This window comes from Streptomyces sp. TLI_105, assembly GCF_900105415.1.
GTDB lineage: Bacteria > Actinomycetota > Actinomycetes > Streptomycetales > Streptomycetaceae > Streptomyces.
This window is the reverse complement of record NZ_FNSM01000001.1, coordinates 401,510-420,012: the sequence shown is the minus strand read 5'-3', so window position 1 is coordinate 420,012 and position 18,503 is coordinate 401,510. Positions and strand designations below refer to the sequence as shown.

Sequence of the window (18,503 nt, the reverse complement as noted above, 5' to 3'; positions counted from 1 at the left end):
GGGGCTCAGGCGCTCGGCCCGGCCGTCGCGGCGAGCGCCGGAGGCAGCTCCGTGGCGGTGGCGTGGAGCCGGCGCACGAGGTCCTCGGGCGTGTGCCCGGTCGGCTGTGCCGCCCACGCGTCCAGAGCGCGGTGGAACAGGATGACGAGCAGGTCGAGCGCCAGCCGGGCGTGCAGCTGCCCGGCGGGTCCGGGGAGCGCGAAGCGGCGCTCGACCACGGCGAGCGCGGACCGCGTGGTGCGGTCGCAGAACGCGAGGCCGTGCGCGTCCATCGAGGGGGTGAGGGCGGCGAGTCGGCGCGCGGCCAGGACGCGCCCGGCCCATCCGTCGGCCGGCATCCGGCCGACGGCCTCGGCGAGGGCGTCCTCGAACAGCGCGAGAAGCCGTCGGCCGTCGGCCGGGCAGCTCTCCAGGACGTCGAGGAAGGCCGCCCACAGGTCCTGGGTGGGAGCCATGGCGACGTCTTCCTTGCTGTCGAAGTAGCGGAAGAAGGTCCGCTTCGACACTTCGGCGGCCTCGCAGAGACCGTCCAGCGTCACGCCGTCGAAGCCGTGGGCACCGAACAGTTCCAGGGCGGTGTCGATCAGCGTCTGCCGGGTGCGCAGCTTCTTGCGTTCGCGCAGCGGGAGCGCGGGGGAGGTCTCGGCGGTCATCGGCACCACTGTATCGGAGCGGCGAACGCTACCTATAGGCTTATGCCACTCAGTGGCAGAATCTTGGAGGTCTTGCATGCGCGCGCTTCTCGTCGACCCCTCCGCCCCCGGCGGCCTCCGGCTCGGCACCGCCCCCGACCCCGAACCCGCGCCCCACCAGGCCCTGGTCCGGGTGACCGCGACCTCGCTCAATCCCGGCGAGATCGCCTTCGGCCTCGGCGCCGCCCCGAAGGGCGCGGTCCTCGGCTGGGACGCCGCCGGAGTCGTCGAACGCGCCGCCGCGGACGGCTCGGGCCCCGCCCCCGGCACCCCCGTGGTGACCCTGATGCCCGACGGCGCCTGGGCCGAACTCCGTGCCGTCGACACCGCCCTGATCGGCGTCGCCCCCGCCGGAGCCGACCCGGCCGCCCTCGCCACCGTCCCCGTCGCCGGCACGAGCGCCCTGCGCGCCCTGCACCGCCTCGGCCCGCTCCTCGGCCGCGACGTCCTGATCACCGGGGCGACCGGAGGCGTCGGGCGGTACGCCGTCCAGCTCGCCCGCGCCGGCGGTGCCCACGTCGTGGCGTCGACGAGTTCCCCGGCCGCGAACGGCGAACTCCTGCGCGGCCTCGGGGCGCACGAGGTGGTCGGAGCGCCGAAGGAGGTCTCCCGGCCGGTGGACGGCGTGATCGACCTGGTCGGCGGCCCGCTGCTCGTGGAGGCGTACGACACCCTCGGCGAGGGCGGCACGCTGGTCGCCCTCGGACACTCCGCCGGCACGGGCGAGGACTTCCCGTTCGGGGCGCTGTTCGGCGACCAGGGGCGGCACGACCGGTCCGTCGTGACCTTCTTCCTGCTCTCCTGCACCGGCCTCGACCGCGACCTCGCCCGGCTCGCCCACCGCGTCGCCGACGGCACCCTCGACCCCGGCATCACCTGGCGGGGCGACTGGGCCGACGCGGCCGACGCGGTCGCCGCCCTGCTCGCCGGAGACCTCCACGGCAAGGCGGTCCTGACCTTCGATCAGGGCTGAGAAGAAGAGCTGAGAAGCGATCGTCGCCGACGCCGGCCGGGAGGAAGATCGCACCATGCGCATTCTGTTCATCACCGCCGGATCCCGTGGCGACGTCGCACCCTTCACCGGCCTGGGGCGGCGCCTGCTCGACGCCGGCCATCAGGTCGCCGTCGCCGCCCACCCGTCCTTCGCCGCGCTCCTCGGCGGATGCGGCCTGGAGCACCGGATCGTGCCGGGAGACCCGCGGGCGCTGATCCGGGACTGGGCCCGGGCGGCCTCCCCCGAGGAGGCGCGGGCCTTGACCAGGGCGTACGCGGACGGACTCGCCGACGGGGTGGCGGAGGCCGTGGAGGCCGGCGCCGACCTGCTGCTCACTCCCTTCGGCCCGGCGCCCCTGGCCCGCACGGCGGGCGAGGCGTTCGGCGTCCCCGTGGTCGGCACCTACCTCGTACCGGCGTTCGCCACCCGGGAGTTCCCCCTGCCCCACGCGCGGAGCACCGACGACCTGGGCCCGGAGGGCAACCTCGCCGCGGGCCGGGACGTGCTCAAGCGCGCCGACGGGGTCTTCGCGGGAGCCGTCACCCGGCTGCGCGACCGCCTCGGGCTGCCCGCCGGCACGCCCTCGGCGCCGGGCGACATCCGGCCGGTCTTCCACGGCTACAGCCCGCTGGTGGTGCCCCGCCCCGAGGACTGGCCGTCCGGGGTCGACGTCACGGGCTACTGGTGGCCCGCCCGGCCGGACCACTGGCGGCCCCCGGCCGAGCTGACCGACTTCCTCCAGGCCGGTCCGCCCCCGGTGTTCATCGGGTTCGGCAGCATGGCGGCGGGCCAGGGGGAGCGGCTCGGCGAGCTGGTGGCCGCGGCGGTACGGCGTGCCGGAGTGCGGGCGGTGGTGCAGGCGGGATGGGCCGGGCTGAGCGGCCGCGGCGACGACGTCCTCGCCATCGGCGACGTCCCGCACGACTGGCTGTTCCCGCGCACCGCCGCCGTGGTCCACCACGCGGGCGCGGGCACCACGGCGGCCGGGCTGCGGGCCGGCGTACCCGCCGTGGCCGTACCGGTCATGTACGACCAGCCGTTCTGGTCGGCCCGGCTGCACGCGCTGGGGGTCACCCCGCGGCCCGTGCCGTTCGACGCCCTGACCGCCGAGGCCCTCGGCGACGCGATCACGGCCTGTCTGTCGGAGCCGTCCCACCGTCGCCGCGCGGCCGAACTCGCCCACGGGATCGCCGCGGAGGACGGCGCCGCCGCCCTGCTCGCCCACATCGGCTCGGAAGGGGGATGAACCCGAGCCCCCGGCCGTGCCCGCGAGGCGTCACGGGCACGGCCGGGCGGTGGCGTGGACGGCCGGACGGCGGTCGACGCGGCGACGGGCCTCACGTCACCGGCAGCCCCAGGTCGGCCGCCAGGCGGGCGCGGTGCCAGGCCGGGGGGCCGAAGAGCTGAGTCGCGCCGTGCGCCCGCTTGAAGTAGCGATGGGCGTCGTGCTCCCAGGTGATGCCGATGCCGCCGTGCAGCTGGATCATCTCGCCCGCCACCGCCGAGAACGCCTCCGAGCAGGCGGACTTGGCGGCGGCCGCACGGCGGGTGAGGTCCGGGTCGTCCGTGGCGGCGGCGAAGGAGGCGCCGAGCGCGGCCGAGCGCGCCGATTCGACCAGGACATAGGCGTCCGCGAGGCGGTGCTTGACCGCCTGGAAGGAGCCGATGGGGCGGTCGAACTGGACCCGCTCCCCGGCGTAGGCGAGCGTGAGTTCGAGGCAGCGCGCGGCGGCGCCGACCTGTTCGGCGGCGAGCGCCGCGCACGCCAGGTCGAGGACGTGCGCGAGCACCCGCTCGCCCTCACCCTCCGCGCCCACGAGCCGTCCCTCCGCCGCCGTGAGCACCACCCGCGCCTGCGTCCTGGTGGAGTCCATCGTCACGGCCGCCTCACGGCCCACGCCCGCGCCGTCCACGGGCACTTCGAAGAGCGAGACCCCCGCCCCCGACCGCGCCGCCACCAGCAGGAGCCCGGCCCCCGCGCCGTCGAGCACGTGCTCCTTGACCCCGGTGATCCGCCAGCTCCCGCCGGGCCCGGGGGTGGCCTCGGCCCGTACGGCCGACGGGTCCCAGGAACCGCGCTCGGCCCACGCCAGGGCCCCCACCACGGTCCCCGAGGCCAGGTCCGGCAGCAGCCGCGCGCACGCCGCCGCGTCACCGGAGGCGAGCAGCGCCTGCACCACGAGCACCGCGGAGCCGAGGTACGGCACGGGGCTCAGCTCCCGTCCCAGCTCCTCCAGCACCACGTGGACCTCCCGGGCCCCGTACCCGGCGCCGCCGTACTCCTCGGGGACGGCGAGCCCCGCGACGCCGATCTGCCCGGTCAGCGGCCGCCAGGCCGCCTCGCCCGTGTGGCGTCCGAGCACGGCCCGCACGGCGGACCGCAGTTCTTCCTGTTCCTCCGTCAGCCTCATGCCTCTGCTCCTCTCGATGCCGGTCGGGTACGGGGCTGCTCGGCCGCCGCCGGGTCCTCCGCCGAGAGGTCCCGGCCTCGCGTCTCGGCCGTCCGCCAGACGGCGAGCGCGGTCACGAGCCCGCAGACGACGGCGAGGACCGCGAGGGGAGCGCTCCGGGCGTCGCCGGAGGAGAGCAGGCCGCCGGCGAACATCGGGGTGAATCCGCCCCCGATCAGCGCGGCCAGCTGGTAGCCGAGCGAGGCGCCGGTGTAGCGGACGCGGGTGCCGAACATCTCCGAGAGCAGGGGGCCGAGCGGGGCGTACATCGCGGACTGCACCACCTGGCCGAGGACCATGCCGAGGATCAGCAGCGCGGGGGAGCGCGTGTCGACCAGGGCGTAGACCGGGAAGGCGAGCAGGACGACGCCCGCCGCACCGCCGAGGACGACGGCCCGGCGGCCGACGCGGTCGGAGAGCGCGGAGAAGAGCGGGATGGACACCAGGCCCGTGACCGAGGTGAAGAGGAGCCCGGTCATCACCTCGGAGGTGGCGTACCCGATGGCCGTGGCGTAGGTGAGCATGAACGTGCTGATCAGCGCCGTCAGCGCGAAGGGGCCGATGCCCACCGCGCACGCTCGGACGAGGGTGCGGGGCCTGCGCAGCACCTGTGCCAGCGGGACGCCGGAAGCCGCCCCGGCCTCGCGCTCCCGTGCCGCCCGCTGGAAGAGCGGGCTCTCCGTGACGCTGACGCGCACGTAGAGGCCGATGCCGAGGAGCACCGCGCTGAACAGGAACGGGACGCGCCAGCCCCAGGCCAGGAAGGAGGCGCGGGGGAGCAGCGAGGTGAGGGTGACGGCGACCGTGGAGAGCAGGAAGCCGATCGGGGACCCCATCTGCATCACGCCGCTCCACAGGCCGCGGCGCCGGGGGTCGGCGTGCTCGACGACCATGAGCGTCGCGCCGGCCCACTCCCCGCCGATGGCGAGGCCCTGGACGACGCGGAACAGCACGAGCAGCACGGGGGCGGCGACGCCGATCGTCCCGTACGCGGGGAGGACACCGATCAGGAAGCTCGCCACGCCCATGAGGGCCATGGTGAGGACGAGCATGGACTTGCGGCCGAGCCGGTCGCCGAAGTGGCCGAAGACGGCGCCGCCGAGCGGGCGCGCCACATAGCCGGCGGCGAGCGTCCCGAAGGCGGCGATCGTGCCGACGGCGGGATCGGACTCGGGGAAGAACAGCTCGCCGAAGACGAGCGCGGCCATCGTGCCGTAGAGCAGGAAGTCGTAGTACTCGATGACGGTGCCGAGCAGACTCGACAGCGCCACCCTGCGCAGCGTGGCGGGGTCGGAGGATCTCTCGGGGGTGTGCGGGGGCGGTGCGGGGGACACGCTGACTCCCGGGTGCGGTAGGGAAGTGGGGACCGATGAGCGGAGGGGGAACCGGAGCCCGCTGCCCGGCCCGGGCAGCGGGCTCCGGTCAGGACGCGAGGACGCGGGCGCCGTTCGGAGCGCGAGGACGCCGGCTCCGTTCAGGGCGCGAGGACGCGGGCGCGGCAGGCGGCGGGGGTGCCCCAGGCGTCACGGAGGGGACGGGCCTTGCGGATCCACAGGGCGAGGTCCAGTTCCTCCGTGTAGCCGACGGCCCCGTGGAGCTGGAGGGCGGTGCGGGCGGCGGCGTACGCGGCCTCGCCCGCCGTGACCTTCGCCGCGGCGATCTCGGCGGAGGCGTGGCCCGCCCCCTCGGCCAGGGCCAGGGCGGCCGAGTGGAGCAGCGGCTGGGCGAACTCCAGCGCGATGAGCGTGTCGGCGAGGCGGTGCTTCACCGCCTGGAAGGAGCCGATGGCGACCCCGAACTGGGTGCGCTGCTTCACGTACTCCACGGTCCGGTCGAGCAGGGCGCGTCCGAGGCCGAGGGACTGGGCGGCGGTGGCCAGGGCGGCGACCTCGGCGGCGTGCGCGGCGGCGGCGGCCACGGCCGGGCCCCGCGCCAGGACGGTTCCGCCGAGCGGACGGGCCAGCCGGCGCGCGGGGTCGGCCGAGGGCTGGACGGGCCCGGCCGTCTCCGCCAGACGCACGGTGTCGCCCTCGACGACGAGCACGGCGTCGGCGGCGTCCGCGTCCAGGGCGTAGGGGCCGCCGACCGCCGGGAGGCACAGGGAGACGACCGCCTTTCCCGAGGCGATCTGGGGGAGCAGGGCGGGGGCCGCGTCGTCGCCGAGCGTGTCCAGGAGCGTCGCCGCGGCGACCGTCTCCACCAGGGGGCCGGGCACGGCGTGGCGGCCCAACTCGGTGAACGCCAACGCCAGTTCGAGGGGAAGCGGGCCGAGCCCGTCGTGTCGCTCCGGGACGGCGAGGGCGAGGACGCCGGCCTCCGCGAGCCGTGACCAGAGCGCCCGGCCGGGCGTGGTGTCGCCGGCCGCCCAGGCCCGTACGGCCGCGGGGGTGTCGGCCGCCGTGAGCATGCCGTCGAGGGAGCGGGCGAACTCCCGCTGCTCGTCGTCGAGGAGGAACCGCATCACCGGCGTCCCTTCGGGAGGCCGAGCAGCCGCTCGGCGATGATGTCGCGCTGGATCTCGTTGGTGCCGGCGTAGATGGGGCCGGCGAGGGAGAAGGTGTGGCCCTCGGCCCAGCCGCCGTGCACGGGCGCGTCGTCGGCGGCGTCGGCCAGTTCGCCGTACGGGCCGAGCAGGTCGAGCGCGGTCTCGTGGAGCGCGATGTCGAGCTCGGACCAGAAGACCTTGTTGAGACTGGACTCGGCGCCGATCGAGCCTCCGGCGGCGATCCGCGAGATGCCCGCGTAGGCGGACAGCCGGTAGGCGCGGGCGCCGATGACCGCGTCGGCGACCCGGTCGCGCAGCGCGGTGTCGGAGGGGTCGGCGGTCTCCCGCCACAGTGCCGTGAGCCGTTCGGCGGCGGCCGTGAACCGGCCGGGGCTGCGCAGGGTCAGCCCCCGCTCGTTGCCCGCCGTGCTCATCGCGACCCGCCAGCCCTGTCCCGGCGCGCCGATGACGTCCTCGTCGGACACGAACACGTCGTCGAGGAAGAGCTCGGCGAAGGCGGGCTTGCCGTCGAGACGCCCGATGGGCCGTACGGTCACCCCGTCGGCGTCCAGCGGGAACATCAGGTACGTCAGGCCCTGGTGCGGCTTCGCTGCGTTTGTACCGTCCAGGCCGCTGCGGAAGAGGCCGAAGGCGCGGTCGGCGAAGGCCGCCCGGGACGACCAGGTCTTCTGGCCGCGCAGGAGCCAGCCGCCGTCGGTCCGTTGGGCCGTGGAGCGCAGCGAGGCGAGGTCGGAGCCGGACTCCGGCTCGGACCAGGCCTGGGCCCAGATGACCTCGCCGCTCGCCATGGAGGGCAGGACGCGGGCGCGCTGCTCGTCGGTGCCGTGCTCGAAGAGGGTGGGGGCGAGGAGGTTGATGCCGTTCTGGCTGACCCGGCCGGGGGCGCCGGCCGCGTAGTACTCCTCCTCGAAGATCAGCCACCGGAGGAGCGAGGCGCCCCGGCCGCCGTACTCCTCGGGCCAGGAGACCACCGACCAGCGGTCGGCGAAGAGGGTCCGCTCCCACTCCCGGTGGGCGGCGAAACCCTCCGCCGTCTCCAGGGAGGGCAGCGGGACGTCGGGCACGTGGGCGGTGAGCCAGGCGCGGGCCTCGGCCCGGAAGGCTTCCTCCGCCCGGGAGAAGTCGAGGTCCATCAGGCTCCCGCCTCCTTCATGGCGCGTATGTCCATGCCGCCCAGCGCGTCGGGGGCGGTCTCGGCGTTGTGCGCGTGCGCGAGGTGGTGCAGTCCGAAGACCGAGTCCATGCCGGTGTGCAGGCCCTGGAGGTCCTCGGCCTGGTTGACGGCACGCTTGGTCAGCGCCAGGCCCATGCGGGGCATCTCGGCGATCCGGGAGGCCAGTTCCATGGTCCGCTCCGTCAACTCCCCGGGCGGGACGACCCGGTTGACCATGCCGACCTCGTAGGCGCGCCGGGCGTCCATCCGGTCCCCGGTGTAGAGGAACTCCTTGGCGATGCGCGGTGGCATCACCCAGGGGTGGGCGAAGTACTCGACGCCGGGGATGCCCATGCGGACCACGGGGTCGGCGAAGAACGCGTCCTCGGCGGCGACGATGAGGTCGCACACCCAGGCGAGCATCAGGCCGCCCGCGACGCAGGCGCCCTGCACCGAGGCGATCATGGGCTTGGGCAGTTCGCGCCAGCGGCGGCACATGCCGAGGTAGACCTCGGACTCGCGGGCGAAGCGGCTCTCCGCCCCCTGCTTGTCCGAGTGGTCCCACCAGAGTCCGGCGCGCCGGTCGAACGGCAGGTGGGCGTCCCGCTCGGGGGTGCCGATGTCGTGGCCGGCGGAGAAGTGCCTCCCCGCTCCGGCGAGCACGACGACCTTGACCTCGTCGTCGTCGGCCGCGCGGTAGAAGGCGCGGTCGAGGGCGTACGTCATCGCGGAGTTCTGGGCGTTGCGGTAATCGGGCCGGTCCATCGTGACCACGGCCACCGGGCCGAGGCGTTCGTAGCGGACCGGGTCCGTGGATGCGGTGCGGGCAGCGGACATCCGCCCTCCTTCCCTAACAAGTGTTTGGTAGGTTAACGTACGGCCATGAGCAACGTCGAGGAGTTCCGCAGAGAGGTCCGCGGCTGGCTGAGCGCCAACCTCACGGGCGAGTTCGCCGCCCTGCGCGGGCGCGGCGGCCCCGGACGGGAACACGAGGCGCACGCCGAACGCCTCGCCTGGGAACGGCACATGGCCGCGGCGGGATGGACCTGCGTCGGCTGGCCCAAGGAATACGGCGGACGGGGCGCGACCCTGGAACAACAGGTCGTCTTCCACGAGGAGTACGCCCTCGCCGACGCCCCCGCCCGCGTCAGCCACATCGGCGAGCAGCTCCTGGGACCCACCCTCATCGCCTTCGGCACCCCCGAACAGCGCGAGAGGTTCCTCCCGCCGATCGTCGCCGTCACGGAGCAGTGGTGCCAGGGCTACTCCGAGCCGGACGCCGGTTCGGACCTGGCCAACGTGCGCACCCGCGCCGAACTCGACGGCGAGGACTGGGTGGTCACCGGACAGAAGGTCTGGACCTCACTCGCGCACGAGGCCGACTGGTGCTTCGTCCTCGCCCGCACCGAACCCGGCTCCACCCGCCACCACGGCCTGTCCTACCTGCTCGTCCCCCTGGACCAGCCCGGAGTCGAGATCAGACCGATCGTCCAGCTGACCGGCACCTCGGAGTTCAACGAGGTCTTCTTCGACGGGGCCCGCACCCACGCCTCCCACGTCGTCGGCGCCCCCGGCGACGGCTGGCGGGTGGCCATGGCCACCCTCGGCTTCGAGCGGGGCGTGTCCACCCTCGGTCAGCAGGTCGGCTTCCGACGCGAGCTGGAGGCCCTCGTCGAACTGGCCAAGCGCAACGGCGCCGCGGCCGACCCGCTGATCCGCGACCGCATCGCCCGCGCCTGGATCGGCCTGGAGACCATACGGTTCAACGCCCTGCGCATGCTCGACGGGGCCGCCGCCGGAGCCCCCGGCCCCGAGGCCTCCATCGGGAAGATCTTCTGGGCCACCTGGCACCGGGAGCTCGGAGAGCTCGCCATGGACGTCTGCGGAGCCGCGGGGATGCTGGCCGACGGCGAGCCGTACGACCTCACCGACTGGCAGCGGCTCTACCTCTTCTCCCGCTCCGACACCATCTACGCCGGCTCCAACGAGATCCAGCGGAACATCATCGCCGAGCGCGTCCTCGGCCTGCCCAAGGAGGCCCGCCCATGACCGGCACGCCACCCCCCTACGTGCCGGGCCACGGCCTGCTGACCGGCCGCGGCGCCGTCGTCACCGCCGCGGCCGGCGCCGGCATCGGCGGCGCGACCGCCAGACGGCTCCTGGAAGAGGGCGCGCGGGTCGTCGTCTCGGACGCCCACGCCCGCCGGCTGAAGGAGACAGAGGCCGAACTGGCCGCGGAGTTCGGCGCCGACCGCGTCGCCGCCCTGCCCTGCGACGTCACCGACGAGACCCAGGTCGCCGCCCTGTTCGACCTCGCCGTCGAGCGCCACGGACGCCTCGACGTCGTCGTCAACAACGCCGGCCTCGGCGGCACCGCCGACCTGGTCGACATGACCGACGAGCAGTGGGACAAGGTCCTCGACGTCACCCTCAACGGCACCTTCCGCTGCACCCGCGCCGCGCTGCGCCGGATGAAGGCCGAAGGCGCCGGAGGCGTCGTCGTCAACAACGCCTCGGTGATCGGCTGGCGGGCCCAGAAGGGACAGGCCCACTACGCCGCCGCCAAGGCCGGAGTGATGGCGCTCACCCGCTGCGCCGCCCTGGAGGCCGCCGAGTACGGCGTGCGCGTCAACGCCGTCTCCCCGAGCCTGGCCATGCACCCGCACCTCGTGAAGGTCACCACCCCCGAACTCCTGGAGGAACTGACCTCCCGCGAGGCCTTCGGGCGCTACGCCGAACCGTGGGAGGTGGCCAACGTGATCGTCTTCCTGGCCAGCGGCTACTCCTCGTACCTGACGGGGGAGGTCCTCTCCGTCAGCAGCCAGCACCCGTGAGACCGGCGCCGGAACGGCGCCGCGAGATCCTGGACACGGCGGCCGAGGTGTTCGCCGCCCAGGGGTACGACGCCACCACCGTCCGCCGCATCGCCGACGCGGCCGGCCTGCTCGCGGGCAGCCTCTACTACCACTTCGACTCCAAGGAGTCGATGCTCGACGAGATCCTCCGCGCCTTCCTGGACGAGCTGTGGGCCCGGTACGACGCCGTGCTCGCCGCGGTGCTCGGCCCCCGCGAGACCCTGGAGGCCCTCGTCACCGAGTCGTTCCGGGAGATCGACCGGCACCGCGCCGCCGTCGCCATCTACCAGAAGGAGTCCAGGCACCTGCGGGAGCAGCCGCGCTTCGGCTATCTCGCCGGCTCCCAGCGGAGGTTCGAGGAGGCCTGGCTCAGGACCCTGGAGCGCGGCGTGGCCGCCGGGGTCTTCCGCACCGACCTCGACGTCCGGCTCACCTACCGCTTCGTGCGCGACACCGTCTGGGTCGCCGCGTCCTGGTACCGGCCGGGCGGACAGCACAGCCCGGAGGAGATCGCCCGCCAGTACCTGTCCATGGTGCTGGAGGGCGTCGCCCTCCGTGACGGACACCGGACACACGAATGACGCACGCACAAGGAGTGACCATGGCCGAGGCCTACATCGTCGAAGCGGTACGCACCCCGGTCGGCCGACGGGGCGGCGGACTGTCCGCCGTCCACCCGGCCGACCTCGGAGCCCACGTGCTCAAGGCGCTGATGGAGCGTTCGGGCGCCGACCCGGCCGCCGTCGAGGACGTCGTCTTCGGCTGCCTGGACACCGTCGGCCCGCAGGCCGGCGACATAGCCCGCACCTGCTGGCTGGCCGCCGGACTGCCCGAGGAGGTGCCCGGCACGACCGTGGACCGCCAGTGCGGCTCCTCCCAGCAGGCCCTGCACTTCGCCGCCCAGGGCGTCCTGTCCGGCACCCAGGACCTGGTGGTCGCGGGCGGCGTGCAGAACATGTCGCAGATCCCCATCGCCTTCGCCAGCCGTCAGGCCGCCGACCCGCTCGGGCTCACCGAGGGCCCGTACGCCGGCTCCGAGGGCTGGCGCGCCCGCTACGGCGACCAGCCCGTCAACCAGTTCCACGGCGCCGAGCTCATCGCCGCCAAGTGGGACATCTCCCGCCGGGACATGGAGGAGTTCGCCCTCCGCTCGCACCAGCGGGCCGCCCGCGCCATCGACGAGGGCCGCTTCGACCGCGAGATCGTCCCCTACGGGGACGTCACCACCGACGAGGGCCCGCGCCGCGACACCACCCTGGAGAAGATGGCCGGACTGAAGCCACTGGTCGACGGCGGCCGGCTGACCGCCGCGGTCTCCTCGCAGGTCTCCGACGGGGCCTCGGCGATGCTGATCGCCTCGGAGCGCGCCGTACGGGAACACGGACTGACGCCGCGCGCCCGCGTCCACCACCTCTCCGTCCGGGGCGAGGACCCGATCCGCATGCTGTCGGCCCCGATCCCGGCGACGGCGTACGCCCTGAAGAAGGCCGGGATGACGCTCGACGCCATCGACCTGGTGGAGATCAACGAGGCCTTCGCCCCGGTCGTCCTGGCCTGGCTGAAGGAGACCGGCGCCGACCCGGAGAAGGTCAACGTCAACGGCGGCGCCATCGCCCTCGGCCACCCGCTCGGCGCGACCGGCACGAAGCTGGCCACCACCCTGCTGCACGAACTGGAGCGCACCGGCGGCCGCTACGGCCTGCAGACGATGTGCGAGGGCGGTGGCCAGGCGAACGTGACGATCATCGAGCGCCTCTGACGAAGGAGGCCCCGGCGCCGGCCCCGGACCGTCCGGCCGGAGGCCGGTGCAGGCTCCCGAAGCCCGGGAGGCCCCCTGGGGCCGAGCGGTGCGAGGGGGCCGGTCGGGAGGGGGCGATGTGCGAGGGCGGTGGCCAGGCGAACGTGACGATCATCGGGCGTCTGTGACGCCACCGGCGAAGACCTCACGCCACACGGCGTGATCGGTGCGGGGACCGCCGGGGGTCTCCGCACCGTACACGGCGATCTCGGCGTCGATGTCGAGCGGGCGGGTGGGCGAGGTCATCGCGGAGAGCTCTCCGGCGACGGCCGCGTCCGGGACCAGCCAGCAGACCTCGAACTCGATGCCGTCCGGGTCCCGGGCGTAGAGGGCCTTGGTGGAGGCGTGGTTGCTCGCCCCCGTCAGGGCACCCGCCTCCGCCAGCCTCGTCCGCATGCGCCGCAGCTCGGCCAGGGTGTCCACCTCCCAGGCCAGGTGGTACAGGCCGACCCGCCCGGTGCGCGGCCCGGAGCCCGGCTCGGGGGACTGGAACAGGCCGAGGTCGTGGTCGTTGGCGGAGCCCGCCGCCTGGAGGAAGGCCGCCCCCGGGAACGCCTGCGGCAGTGGCCGGAACCCGAGGACGTCACGGTAGAAGGCGAGGCTGCGCTCCAGGTCGGAGACGAAGAGGACGGCGTGGTTCAGCCGCTGGATCGGCATGGCGGTTCCGTTCGGGATAGGTGCGGAAGAGATCGGGTGGAGACGCGTGTCCGCCGGGGTGAAGGTACCCCGGCGGACACGCGCGTTCGGGTTCGCTCAGTCCGTGGCGGGCAGGGCGCGGAGCGCGGCCCGCGCCTCCGCCATGAGCCGGTCGACGAGTTCGGCGCAGGACGGCAGATCGTCGATCAGCCCCGCGACCTGACCGGAGGCCATCACGCCCAGATCGGTACGGCCCTCGACCATGGACGCCTTGAGCAGCATCGGGGTGTTGGCGGCCAGCAGGATCTGGCTCCACGTCAGGTCCTTGCCGTGCTTCATCGCCAGGCCGTCCCGGACCATCTGCGCCCAGCTCATGCCGGAATCGCGCCGGAAGGCCGCGGCGTGCCGGACCGCCCGCAGCAGCGAGGCGGCCCGGCCCGAGCGTTCGAGCGCGTCGACCAGCTCCGTGCGCAGCATCCGGTGCGGCAGCCCGTCCACCTTCGTGGTGACCGTGACGTCCGTGACCGCCGCGGCGAGGTAGCGGGCCTTCACCGCGTCGGGGACCGTGCTGTCGGAGGTGAGCAGGAAGCGCGTGCCCATGGCGATCCCGGCCGCGCCGTACGCCAGGGCGGCGACCAGGCCGCGCCCGTCGTGGAAGCCGCCGGCCGCGACGACCGGGATGTCCACGGCGTCCACGACCTGCGGGAGCAGGACGGTGGTGGCGACGCTGCCGGTGTGGCCGCCGCCCTCCCCGCCCTGCACGATCACCGCGTCGGCGCCCCAGGCCGCGACCTTCTCGGCGTGCCGCCTGGCCCCGATGGACGGGATGACGACGACGCCCGCGTCCTTGAGCCGTGCGATCAGCTCGCGGGACGGGGCGAGCGCGAACGAGGCGACCTTCACGCCCTCGTCGATGATGACCCGCACGCGCTCGCCCGCGTCCCCGGCGTCCGCCCGCAGATTCACGCCGAAGGGCGCGTCCGTGCGGGACTTGACCTCGCGCACCGCGGAGCGGAGCCGGTCGACGCTCATCGTCGCCGAGGCCAGGATCCCGAGCGCGCCGGCGTTCGCGGTGGCCGAGACCAGGCGGGGACCGGCCACCCACCCCATGCCGGTCTGCACGACGGGGTGCCGCACCCCGACGAGCTCGGTGAGACGGGTGGCGATCGTGACGTCGCTCATGAGGGGACCTCCCGGTCCCGCAGCCCCTTCGGGTCGATCTCCTCGCGGATCAGCCGCAGTTCCTCGGCGGTGGGCTCACGGGTGTACGGCACCTCGTCGGGGACGGTCAGCGCGAAGCCGGTGGCCTCCCCGACCTCCTCGACCGTCACGCCGGGGTGCAGCGAGCGCAGCCGCATGGTGCGGTCCGGGGTCTCGAAGTCGAAGACGCCCAGGTCGCTGATGACGTCCGGGAGGCGGTGGTAGCGGGTCGCGGAGGGGCCGGCCGCGGCGGCCCGGTCGTAGCCGACGCCGCAGACCATGTCGACCCGCTCGACGAAGACGCGTGTCGAGTGCTTGGGAACCCAGTAACTGGTCGGGTTGTTCAGGGTGTTGACCGGTGCTCCGCGCACGCCGAGGAGCTGGCGCTTCGGCCGCGCCCAGTCGCCGATGCAGCTGATGTTCTGGTTGCCGTACCGGTCGAGCTGACTCGCGCCCATCATCACGTGCCGGCGCCCGGTGGCGACCATGGCCAGGTGCTGGCGGTACGGCAGCCAGCCCTCCACCACCCGGGGCGCGGCGCCCACCGCCGGCACGTCGGCGATGAGCAGCGCCTCCCCGTCGGTCAGCAGCAGGTCGGGGGCGAAGGTGAGCTTCGCGAGGCGGGCGCCGATCATCGGGACGGTGCCCATGGGACTGGCCAGGACCTCGCCCGCGTCCCGCCAGGCCTCGGCGCAGGCGACGACGCAGTACTCGGCCCGGGTCGCCGTCGTGGCCGTCGCGGGGGTGTCGGTGCCGCTCATGCTTCCTCCTCGTGGAACGCCGCGACCGCGGCCTGGTAGGCGTCCTCGTCGCCGGACAGGAACCGGGCGGTGAAGGCCCGCCAGGCCTCCGGGTCCCGGGCCGCCTTCACGTAGGCGCGCTGGAAGGCCTCGTCGCGGTCGTGGTCGGGGGCGCAGGAGGTGAAGTGCGCGCCGTTCGGCGTCTCGACGACGCCGTCGACGAACGCCCGCTTGAGCAGCAGCGACTGGGGTCCCGCGTCCTTGAGCAGCTCCGAGGTCTCCACGATCCGCTCGCAGGAGACGTACGCGGCGTCGGCGGCCTCGCAGAACAGGTCGTCGAAGTACGGGTCGGGGCCCAGGTACTGGCCGTTGCCGTGCGCGTCGGCACGGTTGAGGTGGACAAGCGCGGCGTCCAGCCGCAGCGCGGGGACGGCGACGAGCTCCTCGCGGTCGCCGTACGGGGACGTGACGGTCCGCAGCGAGGGGTTGACGGTCATCACGTCCGAGGCGAGTCCGGCCCGGATGGGCATGAAGGGCAGCCGGTGCACGGCGGCGGTCAGTCCCCACATGAGCATGGCCTCGTCCAGCTCCACCAGCTCGAAGGCGCCGCGCTGACGGGCCGCGCCGAAGTGCGGCTCCAGGGGCACGGAGTCGAGCGTGGCGAAGGCCGCGACCAGCTTGCGGATCTTCCCGGCCGCGGCGAGCAGCCCGACGTCCGGGCCGCCGTACGACACCACGGTCAGGTCGGTGACGTCGGACCGCAGCAGCGCCCGTATCAGCGCCATCGGCTTGCGGCGCGAGCCCCAGCCGCCGATGCCGATCGTCATCCCGCTCCGGAGCCGGCCCACGACCTCCTCGGCGGTCATCGTCTTGTCCCTGCTCACGACTGCTCCTCGTCCGTGTCGATGGCCGTGTCCTCGTCGGCCTTGCCGAAGGTGTCTTCCTTGCCGAAGGCGTCGCGGACCCGGTCGGCGACGCCGCTGAGATTGGCCTCGAAGGTGAAGCCCTGTTCGAAGCGGTAGCTGCGGTGGACGTCCACCGGGTCGATGCCGTTGATCGCGGCCTTGGCGAGCCGGATCAGCTGTCCGTCCTTGGCGGCGATCTCCCGCGCGAGTTCGAGTGCCGCGTCGAGCAGCCGCTCGCGCGGGACGACCCGCCAGACCGAGCCGTGCCGGTGCAGCTCCTCGGCGGTGACCGTGCGCGAGGTGTAGTACAGGGCCCGCATCAGCTGCTGCGGTACGAGCCGGGCCAGGTGCGTGGCCGCGCCGAGCGCGCCCCGGTCCAGCTCGGGCAGGCCGAAGGTCGCGTCCTCGGAGGCGACGATCGCGTCGGCGTTGCCGACCAGGCCGATGCCGCCGCCGAGGCAGAAGCCGTGCACGGCGGCGACCACCGGCACCTCGCAGTCGTAGACGGCGGCGAAGGCCTCGTAACAGCCGCGGTTGGCGCCCAGGAGGGCGTCGTGTCCGGCCGTGCGCTGGATCTCCTTGATGTCGACGCCGGCGTTGAAGCCCCGGCCCTCCGCGGTGAGCACGACGCAGCGCACCTCGGGATCGGCACCGGCGGCGCGTACCGCTGCGGCGAGGTCGTACCAGCCCTGTACGGGGAGGGCGTTGACCGGGGGGAAGTCGACGGTGACGACGGCGATGCCCTTGTCGGGGGCGGAGGTGGAGACACCCATGAGCAGATCAGCTACCTTTCCACCAAACGTTTGTTAGGTGGAAGATAGCAGCGGTTCGCACGCTGCGGGAGGTGTCCCTTGCCAGTCACCATCGATCTGTCGGGAACCGTCGCCGTCGTCACCGGCGGCACACGGGGCGTCGGCGCCGGAATCGCCCGAGCCCTGCTCGAAGCCGGCGCGGAGGTCGTGACCTGCGCGCGACGGGCCCCCGACAAGCCCGTCGAAGCGGCCGGACGCACGGCCCGCTTCATCCCCCTCGACCTGCGCGACCCGGCCGCCGTCACGGCCTTCTTCGCCCGGGTGCGGGACGATCACGGAAGGCTGGACGTCCTGGTCAACAACGCCGGAGGAACACCCTTCCGGATGCTCGGCGACGGGGGAGCCGAACAACAGGCCCGGGTCGTCGAGCTGAACCTCGTCGCCCCCCTGACCGCCTCCCTCGCCGCGTACGAGGTGATGCGCCACCAGCCCGGGGGAGGGGCCGTCGTCATGATCGGCAGCGTCAGCGGCACCCGCCCCTCACCGGGCAGCGCGGCCTACGGCGCCGCCAAGGCAGGACTCGACAACCTCGCCCGGTCCATGGCTGTGGAATGGGCGCCGCTGGTCCGGGTCAACACGCTCGTCCCCGGCATGGTGCGCACCGAACTGTCCCACCTGCACTACGGGGACGAGGACGGCATCGCCTCCGTCGGCCGCACCGTACCGCTCGGCCGGCTCGCCGAACCCGCCGACATCGGCGACGCCTGCGTCTTCCTCGCCTCCGACAAGGCCGCCTACATCACCGGCGCCAGCCTCCTCGTCCACGGAGGCGGGGAACGCCCCGCCTTCCTGGACGCGGCGACGGTCAACCACTGAACCCCCTCAGCCCTCATCGAAAGGCACCCGCCATGACAGGACTGTGCAACGGACGCGTCGTCATCGTCACCGGCGCCGGCCGCGGCCTCGGCCGCGCGCACGCGCTCGCCTTCGCCGCCGAAGGCGCCAAGGTCGTCGTCAACGACCTCGGCGTCGGCCTCGACGGCACCGGAGGCGGCGCGGGGCCCGCCCAGCAGGTCGTCGACGAGATCACGGCCTGCGGCGGGGAGGCGGTCGCCCACGGCGGCGACGTCGCCACCGCCGACGGCGCGGCCTCGCTCGTCGCCACCGCCCTGGACGCGTTCGGCCGCCTCGACACCCTCGTCAACAACGCCGGCTTCCTGCGCGACCGCATGCTGGTCAACCTCGACGAGGACGACTGGGACGCCGTCATGCGCGTCCACCTCAAGGGCCACTTCCTGCCGCTCAAGCACGCCGCCGCGCACTGGCGGGCCGAGGCCAAGGCCGGACGCGAGCCCGTCGCCCGCGTGATCAACACCAGCTCCGGCGCGGGCCTGCTCGGCAGCGTCGGCCAGGGCAACTACGCCGCCGCCAAGGCCGGGATCGTCGGCCTCACCCTCGTCGCCGCCGCCGAGATGGGCCGGTACGGGGTCCAGGCCAACGCGATCGCCCCCGCCGCCCGCACCCGGATGACCGAGCAGACCTTCGCCGAGACCATGGCCGCGCCTTCGGGAGCCGGCTTCGACGCGATGGCCCCGGAGAACGTCTCCCCGCTCGTCGTCTGGCTCGGCTCCGCCGCCTCGGCCGGGGTGACGGGGCGGGTCTTCGAGGCGGAGGCGGGGCGGATCACGGTCATGGAAGGCTGGCGTCCCGGCCCGACGGCCGACAAGGGCGCCCGCTGGACCCCGGCGGAGGCGGGCGAAACGACCCTGAAACTCCTCGCGGACTCGGCACCACCGCACCCGGTCTACGGCACCCGCTGAGC

General features: G+C 74.0%; 19 protein-coding genes. 8 read left to right on the top strand and 11 right to left on the bottom strand.

Annotated features, from left to right (window positions below):
- Positions 1-5: 5 nt before the first annotated feature.
- Positions 6-653 (bottom strand): TetR/AcrR family transcriptional regulator, encoded by a 648-nt coding sequence (locus BLW86_RS02130; RefSeq protein ID WP_093872414.1) that lies wholly within the window; start codon positions 651-653, stop codon positions 6-8.
- A 76-nt stretch (positions 654-729) separates the two neighbouring features.
- Between BLW86_RS02130 and BLW86_RS02125 the strand changes: the two genes are divergently transcribed.
- Together BLW86_RS02125 and BLW86_RS02120 are read left to right on the top strand one after the other, a co-directional pair.
- Positions 730-1,665 carry a zinc-binding dehydrogenase gene (locus tag BLW86_RS02125; RefSeq protein ID WP_093872413.1) on the top strand — a complete coding sequence of 312 codons (936 nt, stop codon included), beginning with the start codon at positions 730-732 and terminating at the stop codon, positions 1,663-1,665.
- A 55-nt stretch (positions 1,666-1,720) separates the two neighbouring features.
- On the top strand, positions 1,721-2,932 hold the full coding sequence (locus tag BLW86_RS02120; protein ID WP_093872412.1) for a glycosyltransferase: 1,212 nt from the start codon (positions 1,721-1,723) through the stop codon (positions 2,930-2,932).
- 91 nt (positions 2,933-3,023) lie between these two features.
- Here BLW86_RS02120 and BLW86_RS02115 read toward each other — a convergent pair whose 3' ends face one another.
- From BLW86_RS02115 to BLW86_RS02095, 5 genes are all read right to left on the bottom strand, one after another.
- Positions 3,024-4,097 carry an acyl-CoA dehydrogenase family protein gene (locus BLW86_RS02115; protein WP_093872411.1) on the bottom strand — a complete coding sequence of 358 codons (1,074 nt, stop codon included), beginning with the start codon at positions 4,095-4,097 and terminating at the stop codon, positions 3,024-3,026.
- Positions 4,094-5,470, bottom strand: coding sequence for an MFS transporter (locus BLW86_RS02110; protein ID WP_093872410.1), 1,377 nt, complete (start codon positions 5,468-5,470; stop codon positions 4,094-4,096). The genes BLW86_RS02115 and BLW86_RS02110 overlap by 4 nt, the downstream gene beginning before the upstream one ends.
- Before the next feature lie 140 nt (positions 5,471-5,610).
- Entirely contained in the window at positions 5,611-6,597 is a 987-nt protein-coding gene (locus tag BLW86_RS02105; protein WP_093872409.1) for an acyl-CoA dehydrogenase family protein, read from the bottom strand.
- Complete coding sequence (locus tag BLW86_RS02100; RefSeq protein WP_093872408.1) at positions 6,597-7,775, bottom strand: acyl-CoA dehydrogenase family protein; 1,179 nt, start codon at positions 7,773-7,775, stop codon at positions 6,597-6,599. The genes BLW86_RS02105 and BLW86_RS02100 overlap by 1 nt, the downstream gene beginning before the upstream one ends.
- The gene (locus BLW86_RS02095) at positions 7,775-8,632 is read right to left on the bottom strand and encodes an enoyl-CoA hydratase (RefSeq protein WP_093872407.1); all 858 of its coding nucleotides are present in this window, start codon (positions 8,630-8,632) and stop codon (positions 7,775-7,777) included. Before BLW86_RS02095 ends, BLW86_RS02100 begins: the two co-directional genes overlap by 1 nt.
- A 45-nt stretch (positions 8,633-8,677) precedes the next feature.
- Here BLW86_RS02095 and BLW86_RS02090 point away from each other — a divergent pair, with 45 nt between their 5' ends.
- The 4 genes from BLW86_RS02090 to BLW86_RS02075 are packed head-to-tail and all read left to right on the top strand — an operon-like array spanning position 8,678 to position 12,409.
- Entirely contained in the window at positions 8,678-9,844 is a 1,167-nt protein-coding gene (locus BLW86_RS02090; RefSeq protein ID WP_093872406.1) for an acyl-CoA dehydrogenase family protein, read from the top strand.
- Positions 9,841-10,629: an SDR family oxidoreductase gene (locus BLW86_RS02085; protein WP_093872405.1), complete on the top strand. Its 789-nt coding sequence runs from the start codon at positions 9,841-9,843 to the stop codon at positions 10,627-10,629. Before BLW86_RS02090 ends, BLW86_RS02085 begins: the two co-directional genes overlap by 4 nt.
- A complete protein-coding gene (locus BLW86_RS02080; protein ID WP_093872404.1) occupies positions 10,626-11,231 on the top strand; it encodes a TetR/AcrR family transcriptional regulator in 606 nt (201 codons plus the stop codon). Before BLW86_RS02085 ends, BLW86_RS02080 begins: the two co-directional genes overlap by 4 nt.
- A 20-nt stretch (positions 11,232-11,251) precedes the next feature.
- Entirely contained in the window at positions 11,252-12,409 is a 1,158-nt protein-coding gene (locus tag BLW86_RS02075; protein WP_093872403.1) for an acetyl-CoA C-acetyltransferase, read from the top strand.
- Between the two features lie 150 nt (positions 12,410-12,559).
- Here BLW86_RS02075 and BLW86_RS02070 read toward each other — a convergent pair whose 3' ends face one another.
- The 5 genes from BLW86_RS02070 to BLW86_RS02050 all read right to left on the bottom strand — a co-directional run bounded on the left by BLW86_RS02070 (position 12,560) and on the right by BLW86_RS02050 (position 16,702).
- Positions 12,560-13,105: a VOC family protein gene (locus BLW86_RS02070; RefSeq protein WP_093872402.1), complete on the bottom strand. Its 546-nt coding sequence runs from the start codon at positions 13,103-13,105 to the stop codon at positions 12,560-12,562.
- A gap of 96 nt (positions 13,106-13,201) precedes the next feature.
- Positions 13,202-14,266, bottom strand: a complete 1,065-nt coding sequence (locus BLW86_RS02065) for an NAD(P)H-dependent flavin oxidoreductase (protein ID WP_093872401.1) — start codon at positions 14,264-14,266, stop codon at positions 13,202-13,204.
- Positions 14,263-15,045, bottom strand: a complete 783-nt coding sequence (locus BLW86_RS02060; protein ID WP_093872400.1) for a CoA-transferase subunit beta — start codon at positions 15,043-15,045, stop codon at positions 14,263-14,265. The genes BLW86_RS02065 and BLW86_RS02060 overlap by 4 nt, the downstream gene beginning before the upstream one ends.
- Positions 15,042-15,890, bottom strand: a complete 849-nt coding sequence (locus BLW86_RS02055; RefSeq protein WP_093878445.1) for a CoA transferase subunit A — start codon at positions 15,888-15,890, stop codon at positions 15,042-15,044. Before BLW86_RS02055 ends, BLW86_RS02060 begins: the two co-directional genes overlap by 4 nt.
- A 14-nt stretch (positions 15,891-15,904) precedes the next feature.
- Positions 15,905-16,702: an enoyl-CoA hydratase family protein gene (locus tag BLW86_RS02050; RefSeq protein ID WP_093872399.1), complete on the bottom strand. Its 798-nt coding sequence runs from the start codon at positions 16,700-16,702 to the stop codon at positions 15,905-15,907.
- A gap of 78 nt (positions 16,703-16,780) precedes the next feature.
- Between BLW86_RS02050 and BLW86_RS02045 the strand changes: the two genes are divergently transcribed.
- Positions 16,781-17,557, top strand: coding sequence for an SDR family oxidoreductase (locus BLW86_RS02045; RefSeq protein WP_093872398.1), 777 nt, complete (start codon positions 16,781-16,783; stop codon positions 17,555-17,557).
- A gap of 32 nt (positions 17,558-17,589) precedes the next feature.
- Positions 17,590-18,501: an SDR family oxidoreductase gene (locus BLW86_RS02040; protein ID WP_093872397.1), complete on the top strand. Its 912-nt coding sequence runs from the start codon at positions 17,590-17,592 to the stop codon at positions 18,499-18,501.
- Positions 18,502-18,503 lie beyond the last annotated feature (2 nt).

Bases quoted from the DNA above. Each gene is read 5' to 3' on its own strand.
- BLW86_RS02105 (WP_093872409.1), bottom strand. From the start codon at position 6,597: ATGCGGTTCCTCCTCGACGACGAGCAGCGGGAGTTCGCCCGCTCCCTC.
- BLW86_RS02130 (WP_093872414.1), bottom strand. From the start codon at position 653: ATGACCGCCGAGACCTCCCCCGCGCTCCCGCTGCGCGAACGCAAGAAG.
- BLW86_RS02040 (WP_093872397.1), top strand. From the start codon at position 17,590: ATGACAGGACTGTGCAACGGACGCGTCGTCATCGTCACCGGCGCCGGC.
- BLW86_RS02075 (WP_093872403.1), top strand. From the start codon at position 11,252: ATGGCCGAGGCCTACATCGTCGAAGCGGTACGCACCCCGGTCGGCCGA.
- BLW86_RS02085 (WP_093872405.1), top strand. From the start codon at position 9,841: ATGACCGGCACGCCACCCCCCTACGTGCCGGGCCACGGCCTGCTGACC.
- BLW86_RS02090 (WP_093872406.1), top strand. From the start codon at position 8,678: ATGAGCAACGTCGAGGAGTTCCGCAGAGAGGTCCGCGGCTGGCTGAGC.
- BLW86_RS02065 (WP_093872401.1), bottom strand. From the start codon at position 14,266: ATGAGCGACGTCACGATCGCCACCCGTCTCACCGAGCTCGTCGGGGTG.
- BLW86_RS02120 (WP_093872412.1), top strand. From the start codon at position 1,721: ATGCGCATTCTGTTCATCACCGCCGGATCCCGTGGCGACGTCGCACCC.
- BLW86_RS02095 (WP_093872407.1), bottom strand. From the start codon at position 8,632: ATGTCCGCTGCCCGCACCGCATCCACGGACCCGGTCCGCTACGAACGC.
- BLW86_RS02050 (WP_093872399.1), bottom strand. From the start codon at position 16,702: ATGGGTGTCTCCACCTCCGCCCCCGACAAGGGCATCGCCGTCGTCACC.
- BLW86_RS02070 (WP_093872402.1), bottom strand. From the start codon at position 13,105: ATGCCGATCCAGCGGCTGAACCACGCCGTCCTCTTCGTCTCCGACCTG.
- BLW86_RS02125 (WP_093872413.1), top strand. From the start codon at position 730: ATGCGCGCGCTTCTCGTCGACCCCTCCGCCCCCGGCGGCCTCCGGCTC.
- BLW86_RS02055 (WP_093878445.1), bottom strand. From the start codon at position 15,890: ATGACCGCCGAGGAGGTCGTGGGCCGGCTCCGGAGCGGGATGACGATC.
- BLW86_RS02100 (WP_093872408.1), bottom strand. From the start codon at position 7,775: ATGGACCTCGACTTCTCCCGGGCGGAGGAAGCCTTCCGGGCCGAGGCC.
- BLW86_RS02115 (WP_093872411.1), bottom strand. From the start codon at position 4,097: ATGAGGCTGACGGAGGAACAGGAAGAACTGCGGTCCGCCGTGCGGGCC.
- BLW86_RS02060 (WP_093872400.1), bottom strand. From the start codon at position 15,045: ATGAGCGGCACCGACACCCCCGCGACGGCCACGACGGCGACCCGGGCC.